This window comes from Arsenicicoccus cauae (genome assembly GCF_043162025.1).
Lineage (GTDB): Bacteria > Actinomycetota > Actinomycetes > Actinomycetales > Dermatophilaceae > Arsenicicoccus > Arsenicicoccus cauae.
Map to the genome: position 1 here is coordinate 741,732 of NZ_CP171001.1, position 15,838 is coordinate 757,569.

Below are 15,838 nucleotides of genomic sequence, written 5' to 3' on the forward strand. Positions count from 1 at the left end.
TCATCCCCGGCCCAGGCGGAAGGCGAAGGACGTCCGCCCCACGGTCACCCGATCGCCGTCGGCCAGGCGCTGGCTCGTGATCCGGTGGCCCTCGACGAAGGTGCCGTTGGTGCTGCCGAGGTCGCGGATCGAGCCGACGAGTTGCGGGCCGTCGTGGGTGATACGGATCTCGGCGTGCTGCCGCGAGATGCCCGGGTCATCGAGCACGATGTCGGCCACCCCGTCCCGCCCGATGACCGTGATCGCCCCCAGCAGCGGGTAGCGGTCACCGTCGATGTCCAGCCACGGCCGGCGGGTCGGGTCCGGGCGGCGAGGCTCGGGCGCGGGGCGGGCGGGCTGCTGCGGGCGGGTGGCCTGCAGGTCGTCGTGCCGGTCGTCGTGCCGGTCGTCGTAGCCGTCGGCGGCGTAGGGGTCGGCGCGCTCGAGCGGGCGGTAGGTGCTCGCTGCGGCCGCGGATCCCGCTCCTGCTGCCGCGCCGCCCAGGCCTTGGCCGACGCCGCCGGAGACGCCCCCGGGGATGGCGGCCGAGCCCGGGCCGTATGCCGGCGCCCCGCCGCCTCGCGGGTCGGCGTCCTCGCGGCGCCGGTCGGCATACCCGCTCTCGTCAGGACCGGGGGCGGGTCGGCGCATGGGCCGCCGCTCGGCCGAGACGGCCCACGGGTCCTTGGCACTCGCCGGGCGCAGCTTGAAGACGCCGGTCTCGAGCTCGGCGTCCTCGCTGAGGATCACCCGCAGCGGCCCCGCCGGGCGGTACCGCTGGCTGTCGGCGTGGTCCTCGGCGGCGGCGACGAGCTCGTCCGTCAGGCTCTCGGAGTACTGGCTGAGCTGGTCGTAGTCGCTCGGGCTGAGCGCGATCGTGTAGAGGTTGGGCACGATCGTGCGCCCCTGGCCCACCACCGCCGCCTTGTCGTCCATCGCCGTGCGGATCGCGCTCGCGATCTCCACCGGCTGCACGCTCGACTTGAACGCCTTGGCGAAGGCGCCGTTGACCATGGACGACAGCTTGCTCTCGAGATTGTCGAACAGTCCCACCGGCGCTCCTCCCTCTGCGACCTACGGCGACACGCGGACTCGTCTGGCATCGTAACGGCGGCGTCTGTCCGGCTGGTGGAGGCTGCCCTGGCGCGGGGTCTCGGTTTGGTGACTGGCGCGGGCATAGGGCAAGATAGGGCGTCGCACGTGGTCCCCGGATCGCGCGCAGCCACGGGCAAGTGGCGGAATGGCAGACGCGCTGGCTTCAGGTGCCAGTGTCCGCAAGGACGTGGGGGTTCAAGTCCCCCCTTGCCCACCAGATCGGCCCCCGGATCTCGCCGTCCGGGGGCCGTTCTCTTAGCCCGCGTCACTCGCCCCGGCTGTCCCGTCGCGCCACGCGCCCGTTGGTCACCAATCGCTCGCGTCCAGGTCCTTGCTCGGTGGTGGCCATGGGATCTGCCCACGGGGCTGCGGCCACCAACGACCGGGGTCTCAGCCCAAGGGGCTCACCCCTTGGCCGGCCAGTGCTTGGGTGGGGCGAACGGAGCTGCCGCTGGTTTGGACGCCGAGGTCTTCCAGGGTGAACCAGGCGACCTTGAGCCTTTCCTCGGCGGCTTGCCGACCGAGGGCTTCGAGCAGGAACGTCTTCTCGGTCCCCGACGGGCCGCACACCACCGGGCTCTCCCGTCGGTGGACCCACCCCTCAGGGTCAGCTCAGCTGGCGGCGGGGCTCAACCTGGCGCGGATCTTGTTGTTGGCCTTCTCGACGTCGAGACGACTGAGGAAGAACAGGATGATGGCGGTGGCGATGGCGGGGATCCACAAGTACATGAAGTACAGCATGTTGATCGCCGAGGTGCTCTGGGTAGCGGCCTTGCCGACGTAGCCGCTGGCGGCGAGCAGCCAGCCGGCGAGTGCGGTGCCGATGCCTCCGCCGATCTTCACACCCAGGGTGGTGCAGGAGAACATCATCCCGTCGATGCGCTTGCCCGTGCGCAGCAGCGTGTGCTCAGAGGCCTCGGCGATGAGGGCGTTCAGGGTGCCTTGCAGGGGGCTCATGCCGAACGAGGCGATCGCAGAGAAGGCGAGCATGACGGGGATGTTGCCCAGATAGCCGCCGATCACGACGCCGATGCGGCCGATGACGGCGATGATGTAGCCCCACAGGTTGACCTTGTACATCTGTCCGAACCTGGCGACCAGGACCGGGGTGAACAGCAGGCCGAGGATGATCGGGATGTTGATGGCCCACGCGAACATGCCCAGAAGGGTCGCGTCGTTGAGGACGTAGGTCATGAAGTAGATGCCCATGTTCAGCGTCGCGGTGAAGATCTGCTGCACCAGGTAGACGACCAGGATGATCAGGTAGAACTTGTTCGCCAGGAGCAGGCGGGCACCTTCCTTGAAGGTGTACGTCTCGGTGGCCTGGACGTCGCGTCCTTCGTCGAGCTCGGTGGCGGGCAGTTCCTTGACCGACAGCACCGACAGGGTGTTGACCGCCAGGCCGATGACGGCGTAGATCACGGCGATCCAGCGCCATCCGTCCGCGCCGCCTCCGAGGGCGCGCACGCCCTGGACCGTGAGGGTCTGGATGAGCATGCTCGTGGTGAAGGCGAACATGAAGCGGATCGAGCCCATCTGGACACGCTCGGCGGGGTTCTTGGTGATGAGTGCTGTCAGCGCGGAGTAGGCGATGTTGTTGGCAGTGAAGAAGACGCTGTTGAGCAGGGTGTAGGCGATGAAGAACCAGACGTACTGGCTGGTCTCGCCGAGGCTGTCGGGGATGGCGAAGCAGGCCACCAGGGTCAGCGCGCAGCCGAAGTAGGGCCACAGCATCCAGGGTCGGGCCTTGCCCATGCGGGTGTGGGTCCGGTCCAGCAGGGCACCGAAGCCGATGTCGGTGACACCGTTGAACAACTGGGCGACCATCATCAGTGTGCCGATGACGCCGGCGTTCAGTCCGACCTGGTCGGTCAGGTAGATCATGACGAAGGCCGACAGGAGGGCGTAGACGACGTTGCCGGCGACGTCGCCGGAGCCGTAGCCGATCTTGTTGCCCCAGGTCAGGTATTTCTTGTGCGTCAGGGACGCAGGGGATGCCGTGCTCATGGTCGTGTCCTTGTGCGATGGGGGTCAGCGGGCGACCGGGGTGAGGGTGAAGTCGATGAGGTACGTGTCGGCGTCGACGCGGTACTGCTCCAGCAGCTCGGGGCCGCAGCTGTTCGACCCGATGCCGGCCATCGCGTGGTCCAGGCACAGAACGGTGGATCCGCTGGGCTGGACCTCTGTGTCATGCCGTGCTGCCTGGAGCGCTTCCTGGGTGGTGGTGGAGGCGTTGAAGGAGAACGGGGCGGCGCCGGTCACGGTCAGGGACGCGTCGCCGCCGGTCAGCCTCAGCCAGTCGCAGTCGCCGCGGCTGCCGTTCTCCTGCGGGCGCAGGTAGGGCGTGCCAAGGGTGTCGACGGTGCTGTCGAACCGGCCGTGCCAGCTGGCGCGACGCTTGTCGGGGTAGTTCTCCCCGGGGCCGAGCCCGATGTAGCAGACCTGGTCGACCTGGGCGGGCAGGAAGAAGCGCAGCCCCAGGCGTGGCAGAGGGGGAAACTCCGGCGCGCGGCGCACGTCCATGCGCACCCTGAGGGTGCCGCAGGCGTGGATGGTCCATCGAGTGCTCATCCGCAGGATGGGCTGCACGGTGGGGGCCACCATCGACATGTCGGCGTCGATGATCACGGCCCCGTCGGGGGTCGTGGTGACGCCGCACGTGTAGGCGCGTGCCTGTGCCTGGTGGTAATGGGCTCGTTCCCACTCCAGGCGGATGCGTCGGTCGTTGTCGGTGGGAGCGCGCCAGATGTTCATCTCGGCGGGCCGCTCGAGCAGGTCCGTGCCGTTCACGCGCAGCGTCTGGGGCAGGCCGGTGGTCGGGTCGAAGACGTACCGGAAGCCCTCACCGGTGACGACGATGCTGCGGTCGGTGCGTGCCACGGTGGGGGTGGCGCCCCTCGCCGCGGGCTTCCCGGCCAGGGCGCGCTGGTTGCGGGGGTCGGCGGTGGGCACCTCGACCTCGTCCATCCCGAGCTCGTGACCGGCCGGGCGCATCCCGTCGTCGTGGCGCAGGTGGTATCGGACCTGCAGGTGGCATCGCCCGGCCGCGGGTACCGCGGGTCGGCACGACACCTGCACGACCTGGTGGGGGGCCACAGGGCCGTCGAGGACGATGCCGTCCTGGGCGTCGACGACCTCGCCGTCGCACACGAGTCGCCAGGACAGGGTGGCGTGGGCGGCCAGGTCGGTGAAGTCGAGGTCGTTGCGTACGGTGAAGGAACCGTTGTCGTGGTCGTAGCCGAGGACGCGCGCGGGGCGTTGGACGTTCTTCAGCTCCAGCAGCCCCGGATGGGGGCGCCGGTCCGGCGAGACCAGCCCGTCGACGCAGAAGTTGCCGTCGTGAATCGTCTCTCCGGAGTCGCCGCCGTACAGGTACCGCGGTCGCCCGTCGGCGGTTCGGCCCGCAAGGACCGCATGGTCGCACCACTCCCACACGAACCCGCCGCACAGGCGAGGGTCGTCGTTGATCAGCTGCCAGTAGTCCTCGAGGTCGCCAGGCCCGTTGCCCATGGCGTGGCAGTACTCCACCAGGATCAGCGGCTTGTCCGGGTCGGTCGCCAGGTAGTCCTTCATCTCGGCCTGGGTGGGGTACATCCGGCTGTACAGGTCGATGTTGGAGTAGTCGTAGCGCCGCTTGGAGTCCCGGTAGTAGGAGCTCTCGTAGTGGGTGAGGCGGGTCGGGTCGAAGCCCTTCATCCACTGCAGCGCCTGCTCCAGGGTGCAGCCGTAGGCGCACTCGTTGCCGGCAGACCAGGAGATGATGCTGGGCCGGTTCTTCTCCCGCCGGACGCACAGCTGCACGCGGTCGACCGTGGCGTCGGTCCAGTCCGGGTTGTCGGCGATGAGGTCGTTCCAGTGCTCGACGACGTTGTCCCAGGAGTCGTCGGCCAGGAACTGCGTCTGGGTGCCGTGGCTCTCGTTGTCGGCCTCGGACATGACCAGGAAGCCGTACTGGTCGCACAGCTGGTAGAACCGGGGGTCGTTCGGGTAGTGCGAGCTGCGGACGGCATTGATGTTGTGCTGTCGCATGAGCGCCAGGTCGTGTCGCATGTGTTCCAGGTCGACCACCGGGCCGGTCTCAGGGTCGGAGTCGTGGCGGTTGACGCCACGGATGGTGACCGGGACGCCGTTGAGCTGCAGTACCACGTCCTGGATCCCGACCTCCCGGATCCCGACCTGGTCCGTGATCACCTCACCGGGGGTCTGCACCTGCAGCGTGTACAGGTAGGGGGCCTCGGGGTTCCACAGCCGCGGCTGGTCCACCCGCAGCTCGCACCGGTGGGTGTACCCCTGCTCGTCTCCTCCCGGCCCCATGTCGCCGGTCGCGACGATCGCCCCGTCCGCGGCGGTCAGGGTGACGCGGGTGGGCACAGGCTCCCCCCGGTAGGTGCCGCGCACCAGGACGCACGCGTCCTCGATGCCCAGGGTGGTGGTGACGAAGTAGTCGAAGAGCACCGACTCAGGACGCGTGAGCAGGTATACGTCGCGGATGATGCCGCTCGTGCGGAACTTGTCCTGGTCTTCCAGATAGGTCCCGTCGCACCACTTGACGACGAGCACGACGAGTCGGTTGCTGCCGGGCTGGAGCACGTCCGTGACGTCAAACTCGCTGGTCGCGTGCGTCACCTGGCTATAACCCACGTAGCGGCCGTTCAACCACACGTAGAAGCACGAGTCCACGCCCTCGAACACCAGGTAGGAGCGTGGCGTACCGGAGCGGGGCTCGTGCTCGAGGTCCAGGGTGTACACCCCGCACGGATTGTCCTGGGGGACGAACGGCGGATCCAGCGGGATGGGGTAGCGCACGTTCGTGTACTGGTGCGCGTCGTAGCCGGCGGCCTGCCAGGTGCCGGGGACCTGTACCGCGTCCATAGCCCCCAGGTCGCGCTCGGGCGAGCAGAAGTCGTCCGGGAGGTCGCGCACGCTGGCGTGACAGCTGAATGCCCAGGTGCCGTTGAGCAGGCGCACCCGGTCGGAGTCGCGACGGGCGTTGACCACGTCGGGCAACGGACCAGACCCGGGGATGTAGTAGGACCGCGCCGGCAGGGTGTTCTCGTGCAGGACGCTCAGATCCTCGTGGTGCTTCGGAACCATCATCGTTGGTGCTCCTGAACCGCTGGGGTGCTCGAGCTCGTGACAGTGAGCCACGAGGGGACTTTCGAGGCCGCGGTCGCCGCCAGGACCGCCCCCGGCCCCCGGAGGGACCCACGACGGACTGGGTCAGCGTCGACCGAACCATACCTATGTTTGCGTTACCACAGACGTTATTTCGTCAAGCATCCGCACGCCGTGGGCAGTTGTCAAGGGTTGCGAAACGGTTGTGATAGCGCAAACATGGGAGTGCTTCCGGTGCCTCCCGGGGATGGCTCGCCGAGCCGGTCATCCACCGGGCCGCCCCTGGCAGCCCGGCCGAGCGGCTGCTGTGATCTCGCCGGACACCCGGACGAACGGGCCCGTGACGGTACCGTTGCCGCGTCCTACCGCCGCCATCGGCCGCGCCTCCGCGGCCACCACTTACCAGAAGGGACCCCGCCCATGACCCAGCTGAGCAGCACCGGGCGCCGCGGCGGCGTCGGATGGATCGGGCGCCCTACCGCCAAGGACGTCGCGTCCCTCGCCGGCGTGTCCGCGCAGACCGTCTCCCGGGTGGCCAACGGCGCCGACAACGTCCTTCCCGAGACGCGCGACCGTGTGCTGGAGGTCATGGCCCGCCTGGGGTACACCCCCAACGCGGCAGCACGCGTCCTGCGCGCCGGCCGCTCCACCAGCCTCGGTTTGGTCGCGCACCACATCAGCCGCACCGGCGAGGCCAAGATCATCGAAGCCGTCTGCGCCACGGCCCGCGAACGCAGCTACGACGTGTCCCTGACCGTTGCTCCCACCGGCTCCTCCGACGACCTCAACCGCGCGATGCTGCGTTCGCGCCAAGGAGTCGCCGGCCTGGTCGTCCTCGGTCTGGAGACCGCCGAGATCGACCAACTGCGATTCCCCGCGAACATGCCCGTGGTCGTGACCGACTCCCGCACCCTGTCGCTGCCCACCGTCGGACTCGACCAGGCAGGTGGCGCGCAGCTGGCCGTCGAGCACCTGCTCGGCACCGGCGCCCACACGGTCCACCTGGTCGCGGGCCCCGAGAACTCGATCCAGTCCCAGCAGCGGCAGCAGGGGTGGCGACGAGCTCTCCAGACAGCCGGTCGCCCGATCCCCGAACCCCTCCATGGCGACTGGACCCCCGCCTCGGGATACCAGGCGGGACGGCACCTAGCCGCGCAGGACGGCGTCCGGGCCGTCTTCGTCGCGAACGACGAGATGGCCAGCGGTGTCATGCGCGCCATGCACGAAGCCGGGCTGCGAATCCCCGAAGACGTCGCCCTGGTCGGTTTCGACGACGTCAGCGCGGAGTGCCTCTGGCCTCCCCTGACCAGCGTGAGGCAGGACTTCCGCGCCATCGGCGAGCACCTGGTCACCCTCCTGCTTGAACGCCTCGACACCCCATCTGCCCAAGGCGCCATCCCGGTGTCCCAGGCCATCGTCGTCCCACCGCGCCTGATCGTCCGCGCGAGCACCGCACGACGGTGATGACCGGCCGGACGGGATTTGCGGTGTCGAGCAGCGTGATCGCATATCGGACCACCCGACGGCGCTGACGCCCGACGAGGAGCCGCCGATGTTCCAGCCGATCCCCCTGGCCAACGTCCCCGCCCCCGCCTGACCGGTCCTCACGAGATCGGGGCTGCTCCTGGTGATAGCCACCAGCAGCAGCCCCGATCTCGTGCGTTCGCCCCGTCCGGGCGGGTAGGGCGGCTCGGCATACGAGCGTCTCTGGGCTCTCCCGGTCCGGCGAGACGGTATGACGACCTGCCCGGAGCAGGCCCTGCCGCCGTCAGCTCGCGACGGTGAAGCGCTCGCCGCGGTGGGCGGGGCGCTCGAGCTCGTCGATGAGGGCCACCGCGAAGTCCTCGGCGCTGACCTGGTCGCCGGCGGGCACGTCGAGCTCGACGGTGTAGCGCCCGGTCCGCTCGCCGGGCGCGATGACCGGCGCGGGCGCGAGCATCGTCCAGTCCAGCCCCTCGGCCGCGCGATAGAGGTCGAGCACGGCGGCGAAGGTGTCGGACTCGGGCTTGTACTCCGCGGGGAAGCCCGGGGTGTTGCGCAGCTGGGTGTCCCCGACCTGAAGCGCACCGGCTCCGCCGACGACGAGGAGGCGACCCTCGGGACGTGCCTCGATGAGCGCGCGGTGCGCGGCGAGGGTCGGCTCGTGGCTGCCGCCGTCTCGTGCCGGTGGCACCGCGATGACGGTCGCGTCGCTGGCGGCCATCTGGGCGATGACGACGTCGGTGTCGGACAGGTCGATGGTCAGGGCCTCGGCCCCGTCGACGGGAGTGCCGCGGCGCGATCCGGCGACGACCTCGTGGCCGCGGGAGAGTGCCTCCGCGACGACGCGCTGACCGACCATGCCGGTGGCCCCGATGACGATGATCTTCATGTCTGCCTCCTGTGATGATGTGCTGCCTGGACCAACGATAGTATGGATAGGTAACCAAGTACCTCAAGGTAACTATCACCCCCAGGAGCAGATTCGTCGTGGACCCCCAGCCCCGCTTCGACGTCCTCGACCCCGGCTGCCCCTCGCGCACCGTGCTCCGCCACCTCACCGACCGGTGGACCCCGCTGGTGGTGGGGGTGCTCGCGGTGGGGCCTGCGCGCTTCGGCGAGGTCCGGGACCAGGTGGGCGGCGTCACCGCCAAGGTGCTCACCCAGACGCTGCGCTCCATGGAGCGGGACGGCCTCGTGAGCCGGCGCGCCCAGCCGACGATGCCGCCGCGGGTGGACTACGAGCTGACTACGCTGGGGCTGACGCTCGTCGAGCCGCTGGACGCGCTGCGCGGCTGGGCGGAGCAGCATGCGGACGAGGTGCTGGAGGCGCGCTCGTCCTACGACCTGGGCCCTGCGCCGGCGCCTGACGGCGGCTGACCGCTCGCGGCGACGTCCCCCAGATCGTGAGGGTCTGGACCATCACTCCTCGCCCAGACCCTCACGATCAGGACAGGACCCAGCCGTCGGGGGTCTCGCGGATCACCCGGTCCGCGCGCGACCGGGTCGCCCGGATCAGCTCGGCGTTGACCTCGTCGACCTCGTCCACCCAGGCCCGTGCCGCTGCGGCCGGCTTGCCAAAGGCCGCATGCCGGGCGACCAGCCGCTCGCGGCGCACCGCGTCGTCGAGCTCGACCCACCACACCTCGTCGCACGCGGCGCGCGCCTGCTCCCACCCCGGCAGCAGGAGGTAGTTGCCCTCCGAGACGACGACGCGCGCCGCCGCCTCCACGACCAGGGCCGCTGCGAGGGGCTGCTCCAGCTCGCGCTCGAAGCCGGGCACGTAGACGTCCTCGTCGGCAGTGCTGACCCGGGCGAGGGTGGCGGCGTACCCGTCCCGGTCGAAGGTCTCGGGCGCTCCCTTGCGCTCGCGCAGGCCCAGCCGGTCGAGCTGCGCGTCGGCGAGGTGGAAGCCGTCCATCGGCAGGTGCGCCGCGAAGCCCTCGCCGTGCCGGGCGCGCAGCGCGTCCAGGAGGGCCAGCGCCAGCTTGGTCTTGCCGGCGCCGGGCGCCCCCGTGATTCCGAGGACGAGTCGCCGGCCCCCGCCCGGGCTGCGCTCGCCCGAGCCGGGCCCGCCAAGCCCCTCGAGGAGCGTGTCGACGAGCTGCGAGAGGGTGGCGGTCGTCATACGGGACCACCCGGGTGGGCGGTCGAGTCCGGCCGCCCCACAACCCGGCTCACCAGATCTCGAACGACCCGCGGAACACCCGGGCGGCGTCGTCCTCGGTCACCTCCTTGGGGCAGGCGCTGAGCAGGCGCTGCTGCTTCATGGTGCCGGTGACCAGGTCGTCAACATCCGCGTCGCTATAGCCGACGGCGCCAAGCCCGTTGGGCAGCGCGATGTCGCGCATCAGGCGGGACAGCACGGTCGGCAGCAGGTCGGCCGGGTCGTCGGTCATCGGGGCGTCCGCGTCGAGCATCCGGGCGGCCTCGACGTGCCGGTCCGGGTTGGTGTCGAAGGTGAACCGGAAGGCTTCCGGCGCCGTCAGCGACACCGACATGCCGTGCGGCACCATCGCCTCGTCCCCCGCGTAGTCGTCGGGGTGGAAGTCCTTGACCTGCCCCGCGATCGGGTAGGCATTGGCGTGCGGCAGGTGCACCCCGGCATTGCCGAAGCCCATCCCCGCGAAGGTCGCTGCGAGCGCCATGTCATAGCGCGCGTCCTCGTCGTCGCCGTGGTGCACCGCCTGGCGGAAGGCGTGCGAGAGCAGCTGCAGCGCGCGGCTGCACCACATGTCCGAGACCGGGTTGGCGCCGCAGTACGGCACGCGCTGCTCGGGCTGCTTGCGGGGGTAGGCGGCATACGGCTTGGCGGTCCAGCTCTCGAGCGCGTGGCACAGGATGTCCATGCCGGCGCTCGCGGTGACCCCCGCGGGCTGGGTCAGGGTCAGCCGCGGGTCCACGACGGCGAGGGTGGGGCGCAGCCGCGCGTGGCTGATCCCCGTCTTGACCTTCTGCGCGAGCACGTCGAGCACGCAGATGGTGGTGCTCTCGGCGCCCGTGCCGGTGGTGGTGGGGACGGCCACGAGCGGCTTGAGCGGGTTGACGGGGTCGCGGCCCTCGCCGACGGGCACGTTGACGTAGTCCATCAGCTCGCCGGGGTTGGTCATCAGCAGGTTGATCGCCTTGGCGGTGTCGATGCTCGACCCGCCCCCGACCGCGACGTAGGCGTCGTAGGGGCCGTGGGCGCGGGCGTGGTCGATGGCCTCCTGCAGGCTCGCATCGGTCGGCTCCACGTGCACCTGGTCAAAGACGTCGGCCCGTATGTCGAACCGGGCCATCTGCTCGGCAACGCGCTGCGGGGTGCCGGTGGCGGCGATGCCGGGGTCGGTGACGACGAGGACGCGCTTGGCGCCCGTGAGGGACAGGTCGTAGCCGATCTCCTCTGACGCGCCGAGCCCGAACTTGAGCTGGGGGGCGCCGTACGTGAAGACGGTCTCCAGGTGCGCGTGCTCGCTCACTTGATCACCACCGGGTTGACGGGGGTGCCCGCGGCCTTGGCGACCTTGAGCGGCGCGGCGACGTAGAAGAAGGTGAACTGGCCGTCCTCGGCGCAGTCCGCGGCGAGCTCCTCGAGGTCGCAGATCTCGGTGAGGGCGACGCCGAGGTTGCGCATGAGCGCGCAGTGAAGCGGGAGCGCGACGCCCGAGCCCGGGTCGTAGGTGACCTCGTTGGCGATGGTGTCGGTCGCGAGGTTGGGGATCTCCATGTCCTGGAACCACTGGGCGAGCTCGAGCGAGTAGGTCAGGCCCGGCTCGCAGAAGTCGTCGTAGAAGGCGTCACCCTTGTCGAAGAAGTGCTTGAGGTAGTTGGTGCGCACCACGAGGATGTCGTGCTTCTCGATCGGGGTGCCCTGCGCCTCCGCGCACGCGACGAGGTCCTCGTGGGTGAACGTCTCGGCCGGGTCCAGGGCCTCCTTGCCGCGCCACCGCGCGATGTCGAGCAGGATGCCGCGGCCGGCCACGCCCCGCTCCGCGATCGGCATGATCGACGCCTTGTCGAGCCCGCCGACGGTGGTGTCGGCGTCGTAGCCGTTCCAGATCTTGCCGTCGTACCAGAGGTGGCCGAGGGCGTCATACTGCGTCGATCCCTGCAGGAAGGCGTCGAGCTTGTCGTCGGCGTAGTGCAGGCCGCCGGGGTACTCCGGGCCGCCCGCGCCGTCGTACCAGTTGGACTCGTCGAGGATCTGGGTGCGCACCGCGGGGGTGCGGCCGGGCCAGACCGGGTCGCCCTTGGGGTCGCCGATCATGCGCTGCAGCGTGAAGACGCGGCCGGTCCTGACGCTGCCGATCCCGCGCATCACCTCGCCCGGGGTGAGGTAGTTGAGGGCGCCCACCTCGTCGTCGGGACCCCACTTGCCCCAGTTGTTGGGGGCGTCCTTGAGCAGCTCGTTCATCGAGGGTGCATCGGTCATCGTCGTCCTCCATCACTGAGGGGTGGGGCGCCTCGTCGCGGCCCGCCGCACCAGTAGACCCCGTCGGCCCGCACTGCGCTACCCCAGGATCAGGGCGCCTATGCCGGGGCCCGCCGCGCGACCCCGTGACGTGCTGGCGCCGTGGGGCAGCGCGTGGGCTAGCGTCCGGGCTAGTCACTTCGGGCCATCTTTCAGGTCATCGAGGCACCTGGCGCGCACGAGGGTGGACTCGTCACGCAGGATGAACCCGTCGTGACCTCGCGATGACACCGACCACCCGAAGGGCCCACCCCGCATGTCCGCTGCCTCTGTCTCTGCCTCCGCCTCTGTTTCCGCCTCTGCCGTGCTGGCTGCGGCCCTGGCCGTCTCTGTCGTCCCCGCCTCCGCTGCCTCGGCCGCTCCGGCAGCCGCGCCGCCCCCGCCGCCGCTGCAGCTGGCGAGGTTCCAGGCCGACGCGGGTGGCACCAAGGTCAAGGACGACAAGAAGAACGTCAACGGGGAGTACCTCCAGGTGCGCAACACTTCCGCGAAGGCGATCAACGTCACCGGCTACTGGTTCCGTGACACCCACGGGAACCGGTTCGTCTTCCCGCGGGGGTCGGTGATCGGGGCGCGCACGACCGTCACGGTCTACACCGGCGTGGGCACCAACCGCGGCACCGCGTTCTACTGGAAGCAGGGCTTCCACAAGTGGAACAACACGGGCGACACGGCCAGCCTCCACTCCCCCAAGAACGTCCGGCTTGACGTGTGCACCTACAAGAAGAACGTCGCCGGGTTCGTCAGCTGCTGACCTGCTCGAGGCGAGCCGTGATGCGTGGGCGCCGCGTCCCGGCTGTGCCTACCGTCGACCCGTGCCCTCACGTCTGACAGCGGTGGTCCTCGACGCCGACGACCCCGACCGGCTGCACCTCCACCTCACCAGCGCCGACGCGGTGGAGCAGCGGACGATCGTGGGGCGCGTCATACGGCTCGGAGGTGATCACCTGGACGTTGGTCAGCGCCCGGAGGAGCGTCACGTCGTGCTGGTCGACCCCAAGGGCAAGGCGCTGTGCGTGATCGCGCCGGGCAATGCCTTCCTCACCGGGTGCGGGCCTCTCGGCGAGGCCGCGTGCGACGGGAGCCGGCGGGTCGGCTGCTTCTGGGGAGAGGTGCTGGGGTGGCCGCTCGTCTGGGACCAGGACGAGGAGACCGCGATCCAGTCTCTGCACGGCGGCACGAAGGTCGCCTGGGGCGGTCCGCTCGTCCTGCCCCAGCGCGGCCGCAACCGCCAGCGTTTCGAGCTGGCGGTCGTCAAGGGCGACCTCGAGCGGGAGGTGGACCGGTTGGCTGGGCTGGGCGCTCGCGTCGTCGGCCGCGACGCGGGCGGGGAGGTCGTCGAGCTGGTCGACCCCGACGGCAACGAGTTCCAGCTGTGTCGGGGGGAGCCTGCGGTCGGGTGCGCCTGATCAGCCCGTATGCCGAACCGCCCGCCCTGCCGACTCGCAAGACCCGTGCTTCTCATCGCAGCCGCCAGCTGAGGATGCTCTGCTTCCGGTGGGCGCGAAGACCGTGCGCCGCGGCGTGGAGGGCGCAGCGGAGGGAGATGGGCCGGCCCGGCGCGCTTCGTCGCAAGCGCTCTGGTCCCACCCCGCTGTGTCGTGCGCCCGGCATTACTGGAAGCAACAGTGGACGGTCACCTAACCATCGCTGCCCACCAGGACCCGCCCGACTCACCGAAGACGCCAAAGCCCTTTGCGACCCTCGGCCTCCGCCAGGCGGCCCGTCTGGCGCAATTTGGTGGCAGCCCAACGCATGTCGTACTGCCACGTGTAGAAGAGATCGCCGGACTGGCGGAGGTCCATCTCGTGCGCCTGCCAGATGTCCTTCGCAACTTCGACGACGGTCCCGCTGCCGCCACGCTGCCGAAGGGACTCGTGCACCCAAGTCATCAAGTCGTCTCGCGTCGCCATGAAGTGAGCTTGACAGCGCGACGCTCCCTGACGGAAGAGGCTTGCCGATCAGTCCGCTTCAGGTGCGCAGGCGGTGGACAGCGGTAGGGAAGTCTCCGAAGAGACCCGCGCTCTCCTCCTCCGGTGTGCCGATCAGGCATGCACGATCAAGCACAAGATTGAAACGCTCGCAGCTCGTCTCCGGAACGAGCAGGCACGCGTGGCAAGCCGCAAGGTTCAGTCCGTCGACACCGTTGGCCTCCGATTCGATGCACACGGGGTCAGACGTGCACCAGTGCGCTCGGTCCACCCCCGAGAGCAACAAGCCGGCGAACCGGTCCTTGTCGCTGAGCGCAGCGAGTCCGCCCAGGGAGCCTGCGCTGTCTGCGGTGGCCGTGTATACCAGCACACCTGCCTGACCCTCGCCGTCGTAGACGCGTTCTCTGAGCGAGCCGGCGGGATATCCGGCGGTCAACGACATCTCGTCGATGAGCAGGTGGGCCAGGGAATGTAGGGCCACGGCCCTTGGTGCCAGATCCAACGTAGTGGCCAGCGCCGACGGGCCGGACCGATCCCTCGCCTCCTCGAGCAGCCGTGATCGGTGGACGGCGAATTGGCTGGTGGCCCAACGATCTAGCTCGGCTCCGTCGAGCTGGACGAACACCCCCTCACCCAGGACCTCGATTGCGGGGTACCAGGTGGGCTGCGTGTCCTCGGTGAGCGGCGCGACGGTCACGGCCTTCTCGTCCGAGGCGGGATAGACGCGGGTGAACCCGACAAGGGCCCGGACTTCCCGCAGGCGGCTCACCCGGGAGACCTGTTTGATGATCGGAGGGGTGTCGCTGCCGGTGAGATCGACCTCGGCACACTGGAACTGGGTGCTCGTCTCGGGATCGTCCAGTCCCGCGCACAAGGCGGAATACTCCTGTGCACGAAGGTCAGCGTCCGTGGGGCGCTCCGGAGTGATCGCCGGGTTGGTGATCCGCCGGAAGGCCTGGACGACCAGGTCCTCGGTTACACCGGGGGGCAGCTTCATACTTGCTAGGATTTCGGCGGTCGCATTCTCGAAGAGGCGCAGGCGGTCATGCACGAAGGCCTCAGCGGACTGCCGTGGCGATGGAATCGAGATCGCGCTCCGGGTCTGGGGGAACCAAACGTTCGAGGACCCACGCTGGAGGGTGCGGAGCTCTTCTCGGCACCCTCTCTCGTTGTTCCGTAGCCACGGGCGGCCGCCGGAGCACGACTTCAACCCCCGAAGGGCCCCTCGATCGAAGGCCCCCTCCATCGATCGCTTCCGTCCGCAGGAGCACTCCACCACGAGGTCGGACAGCGCGGAGCTGACCCCTCGAGCACGTAGCCGCAGCTTGTGAGTCTTCGGCTCCTCAACATGGCCTTCGTGGACCCACACGATGTACGGGAAGTCCTCGATGTGCCCGGACACGCAGCAACTGACGAAGCGCGAGGGGGACAGAGATGCGTAGCAATCCCCACATCGTCGCTTCGCTGGGTCGGAGACGGCCCACCACGGGCCCAGTCGTCGGCAGTCCGGGTTGGTGCAGAAGGCCCACCGCGGGAACCGCCGTGCCGGCACGTCGCCCTCCTTGCGCCAGGTGGAGGGGCTGCGGAACCCTCGGACGCCGAGGCTTGCAGCCAGGCGCGGCTCCGAGACCACCTCGTCGCCCTCCCAGGAATCACATCCCGGCCACTCGTCGAGGCCCGCGATCATGAAGCTGTCGTCCTCAGACGGGAGCAAGGCGCCGACCCCGAAGGTCGACACCAGGTTGGAGCGACGGGTCGTCGCCACGATCTGCCTGTTGAGGGCCAT

General features: G+C 69.6%; 13 protein-coding genes and 1 tRNA gene. 5 read left to right on the forward strand and 9 right to left on the reverse strand.

From position 1 onward, the window contains the following. Window positions 1-1,032, reverse strand: coding sequence for an FhaA domain-containing protein (locus tag ACF3NS_RS03460; RefSeq protein ID WP_392467817.1), 1,032 nt, complete (start codon window positions 1,030-1,032; stop codon window positions 1-3). 173 nt (window positions 1,033-1,205) lie between these two features. On the opposite strand from ACF3NS_RS03460, the gene ACF3NS_RS03465 reads away from it, so the two are divergent. Continuing rightward, window positions 1,206-1,291, forward strand: a tRNA-Leu gene (locus tag ACF3NS_RS03465). A 395-nt stretch (window positions 1,292-1,686) separates the two neighbouring features. On the opposite strand, the gene ACF3NS_RS03470 is transcribed toward ACF3NS_RS03465, so the two are convergent. Continuing rightward, window positions 1,687-3,081, reverse strand: coding sequence for an MFS transporter (locus ACF3NS_RS03470; RefSeq protein WP_154592158.1), 1,395 nt, complete (start codon window positions 3,079-3,081; stop codon window positions 1,687-1,689). Between the two features lie 24 nt (window positions 3,082-3,105). Then, window positions 3,106-6,171 (reverse strand): glycoside hydrolase family 2 TIM barrel-domain containing protein, encoded by a 3,066-nt coding sequence (locus ACF3NS_RS03475; protein ID WP_392467819.1) that lies wholly within the window; start codon window positions 6,169-6,171, stop codon window positions 3,106-3,108. 438 nt (window positions 6,172-6,609) lie between these two features. On the opposite strand from ACF3NS_RS03475, the gene ACF3NS_RS03480 reads away from it, so the two are divergent. Then, window positions 6,610-7,653: a LacI family DNA-binding transcriptional regulator gene (locus tag ACF3NS_RS03480; RefSeq protein ID WP_154592160.1), complete on the forward strand. Its 1,044-nt coding sequence runs from the start codon at window positions 6,610-6,612 to the stop codon at window positions 7,651-7,653. 304 nt (window positions 7,654-7,957) lie between these two features. Here the strand turns inward: ACF3NS_RS03480 and ACF3NS_RS03485 are convergent, their stop codons facing one another. Further along, on the reverse strand, window positions 7,958-8,560 hold the full coding sequence (locus ACF3NS_RS03485; RefSeq protein ID WP_392467820.1) for an NAD(P)-dependent oxidoreductase: 603 nt from the start codon (window positions 8,558-8,560) through the stop codon (window positions 7,958-7,960). Window positions 8,561-8,658: 98 nt separating this feature from the next. Here ACF3NS_RS03485 and ACF3NS_RS03490 point away from each other — a divergent pair, with 98 nt between their 5' ends. Beyond that, window positions 8,659-9,048 (forward strand): winged helix-turn-helix transcriptional regulator, encoded by a 390-nt coding sequence (locus tag ACF3NS_RS03490; RefSeq protein ID WP_392467822.1) that lies wholly within the window; start codon window positions 8,659-8,661, stop codon window positions 9,046-9,048. 67 nt (window positions 9,049-9,115) lie between these two features. On the opposite strand, the gene ACF3NS_RS03495 is transcribed toward ACF3NS_RS03490, so the two are convergent. From ACF3NS_RS03495 to ACF3NS_RS03505, 3 genes are read right to left on the reverse strand one after another with little or no spacing between them, the layout of a single operon-like run. Next, complete coding sequence (locus tag ACF3NS_RS03495; RefSeq protein WP_392467823.1) at window positions 9,116-9,796, reverse strand: nucleoside/nucleotide kinase family protein; 681 nt, start codon at window positions 9,794-9,796, stop codon at window positions 9,116-9,118. A 49-nt stretch (window positions 9,797-9,845) separates the two neighbouring features. Further along, complete coding sequence (locus ACF3NS_RS03500; RefSeq protein WP_392467825.1) at window positions 9,846-11,129, reverse strand: hydroxyacid-oxoacid transhydrogenase; 1,284 nt, start codon at window positions 11,127-11,129, stop codon at window positions 9,846-9,848. After that, on the reverse strand, window positions 11,126-12,082 hold the full coding sequence (locus ACF3NS_RS03505) for a cyclase family protein (protein WP_239262103.1): 957 nt from the start codon (window positions 12,080-12,082) through the stop codon (window positions 11,126-11,128). The genes ACF3NS_RS03500 and ACF3NS_RS03505 overlap by 4 nt, the downstream gene beginning before the upstream one ends. 295 nt (window positions 12,083-12,377) lie before the next feature. Between ACF3NS_RS03505 and ACF3NS_RS03510 the strand changes: the two genes are divergently transcribed. Beyond that, a complete protein-coding gene (locus ACF3NS_RS03510) occupies window positions 12,378-12,875 on the forward strand; it encodes a lamin tail domain-containing protein (RefSeq protein ID WP_154592165.1) in 498 nt (165 codons plus the stop codon). Window positions 12,876-12,936: 61 nt separating this feature from the next. Continuing rightward, window positions 12,937-13,530, forward strand: a complete 594-nt coding sequence (locus tag ACF3NS_RS03515) for a VOC family protein (RefSeq protein WP_392467826.1) — start codon at window positions 12,937-12,939, stop codon at window positions 13,528-13,530. 264 nt (window positions 13,531-13,794) lie between these two features. Here the strand turns inward: ACF3NS_RS03515 and ACF3NS_RS03520 are convergent, their stop codons facing one another. Together ACF3NS_RS03520 and drmB are read right to left on the reverse strand one after the other, a co-directional pair. Further along, entirely contained in the window at window positions 13,795-14,034 is a 240-nt protein-coding gene (locus ACF3NS_RS03520) for a hypothetical protein (protein ID WP_392467828.1), read from the reverse strand. A 58-nt stretch (window positions 14,035-14,092) separates the two neighbouring features. Beyond that, window positions 14,093-15,838: a DrmB family protein gene (gene drmB / locus ACF3NS_RS03525; RefSeq protein ID WP_392467829.1), complete on the reverse strand. Its 1,746-nt coding sequence runs from the start codon at window positions 15,836-15,838 to the stop codon at window positions 14,093-14,095.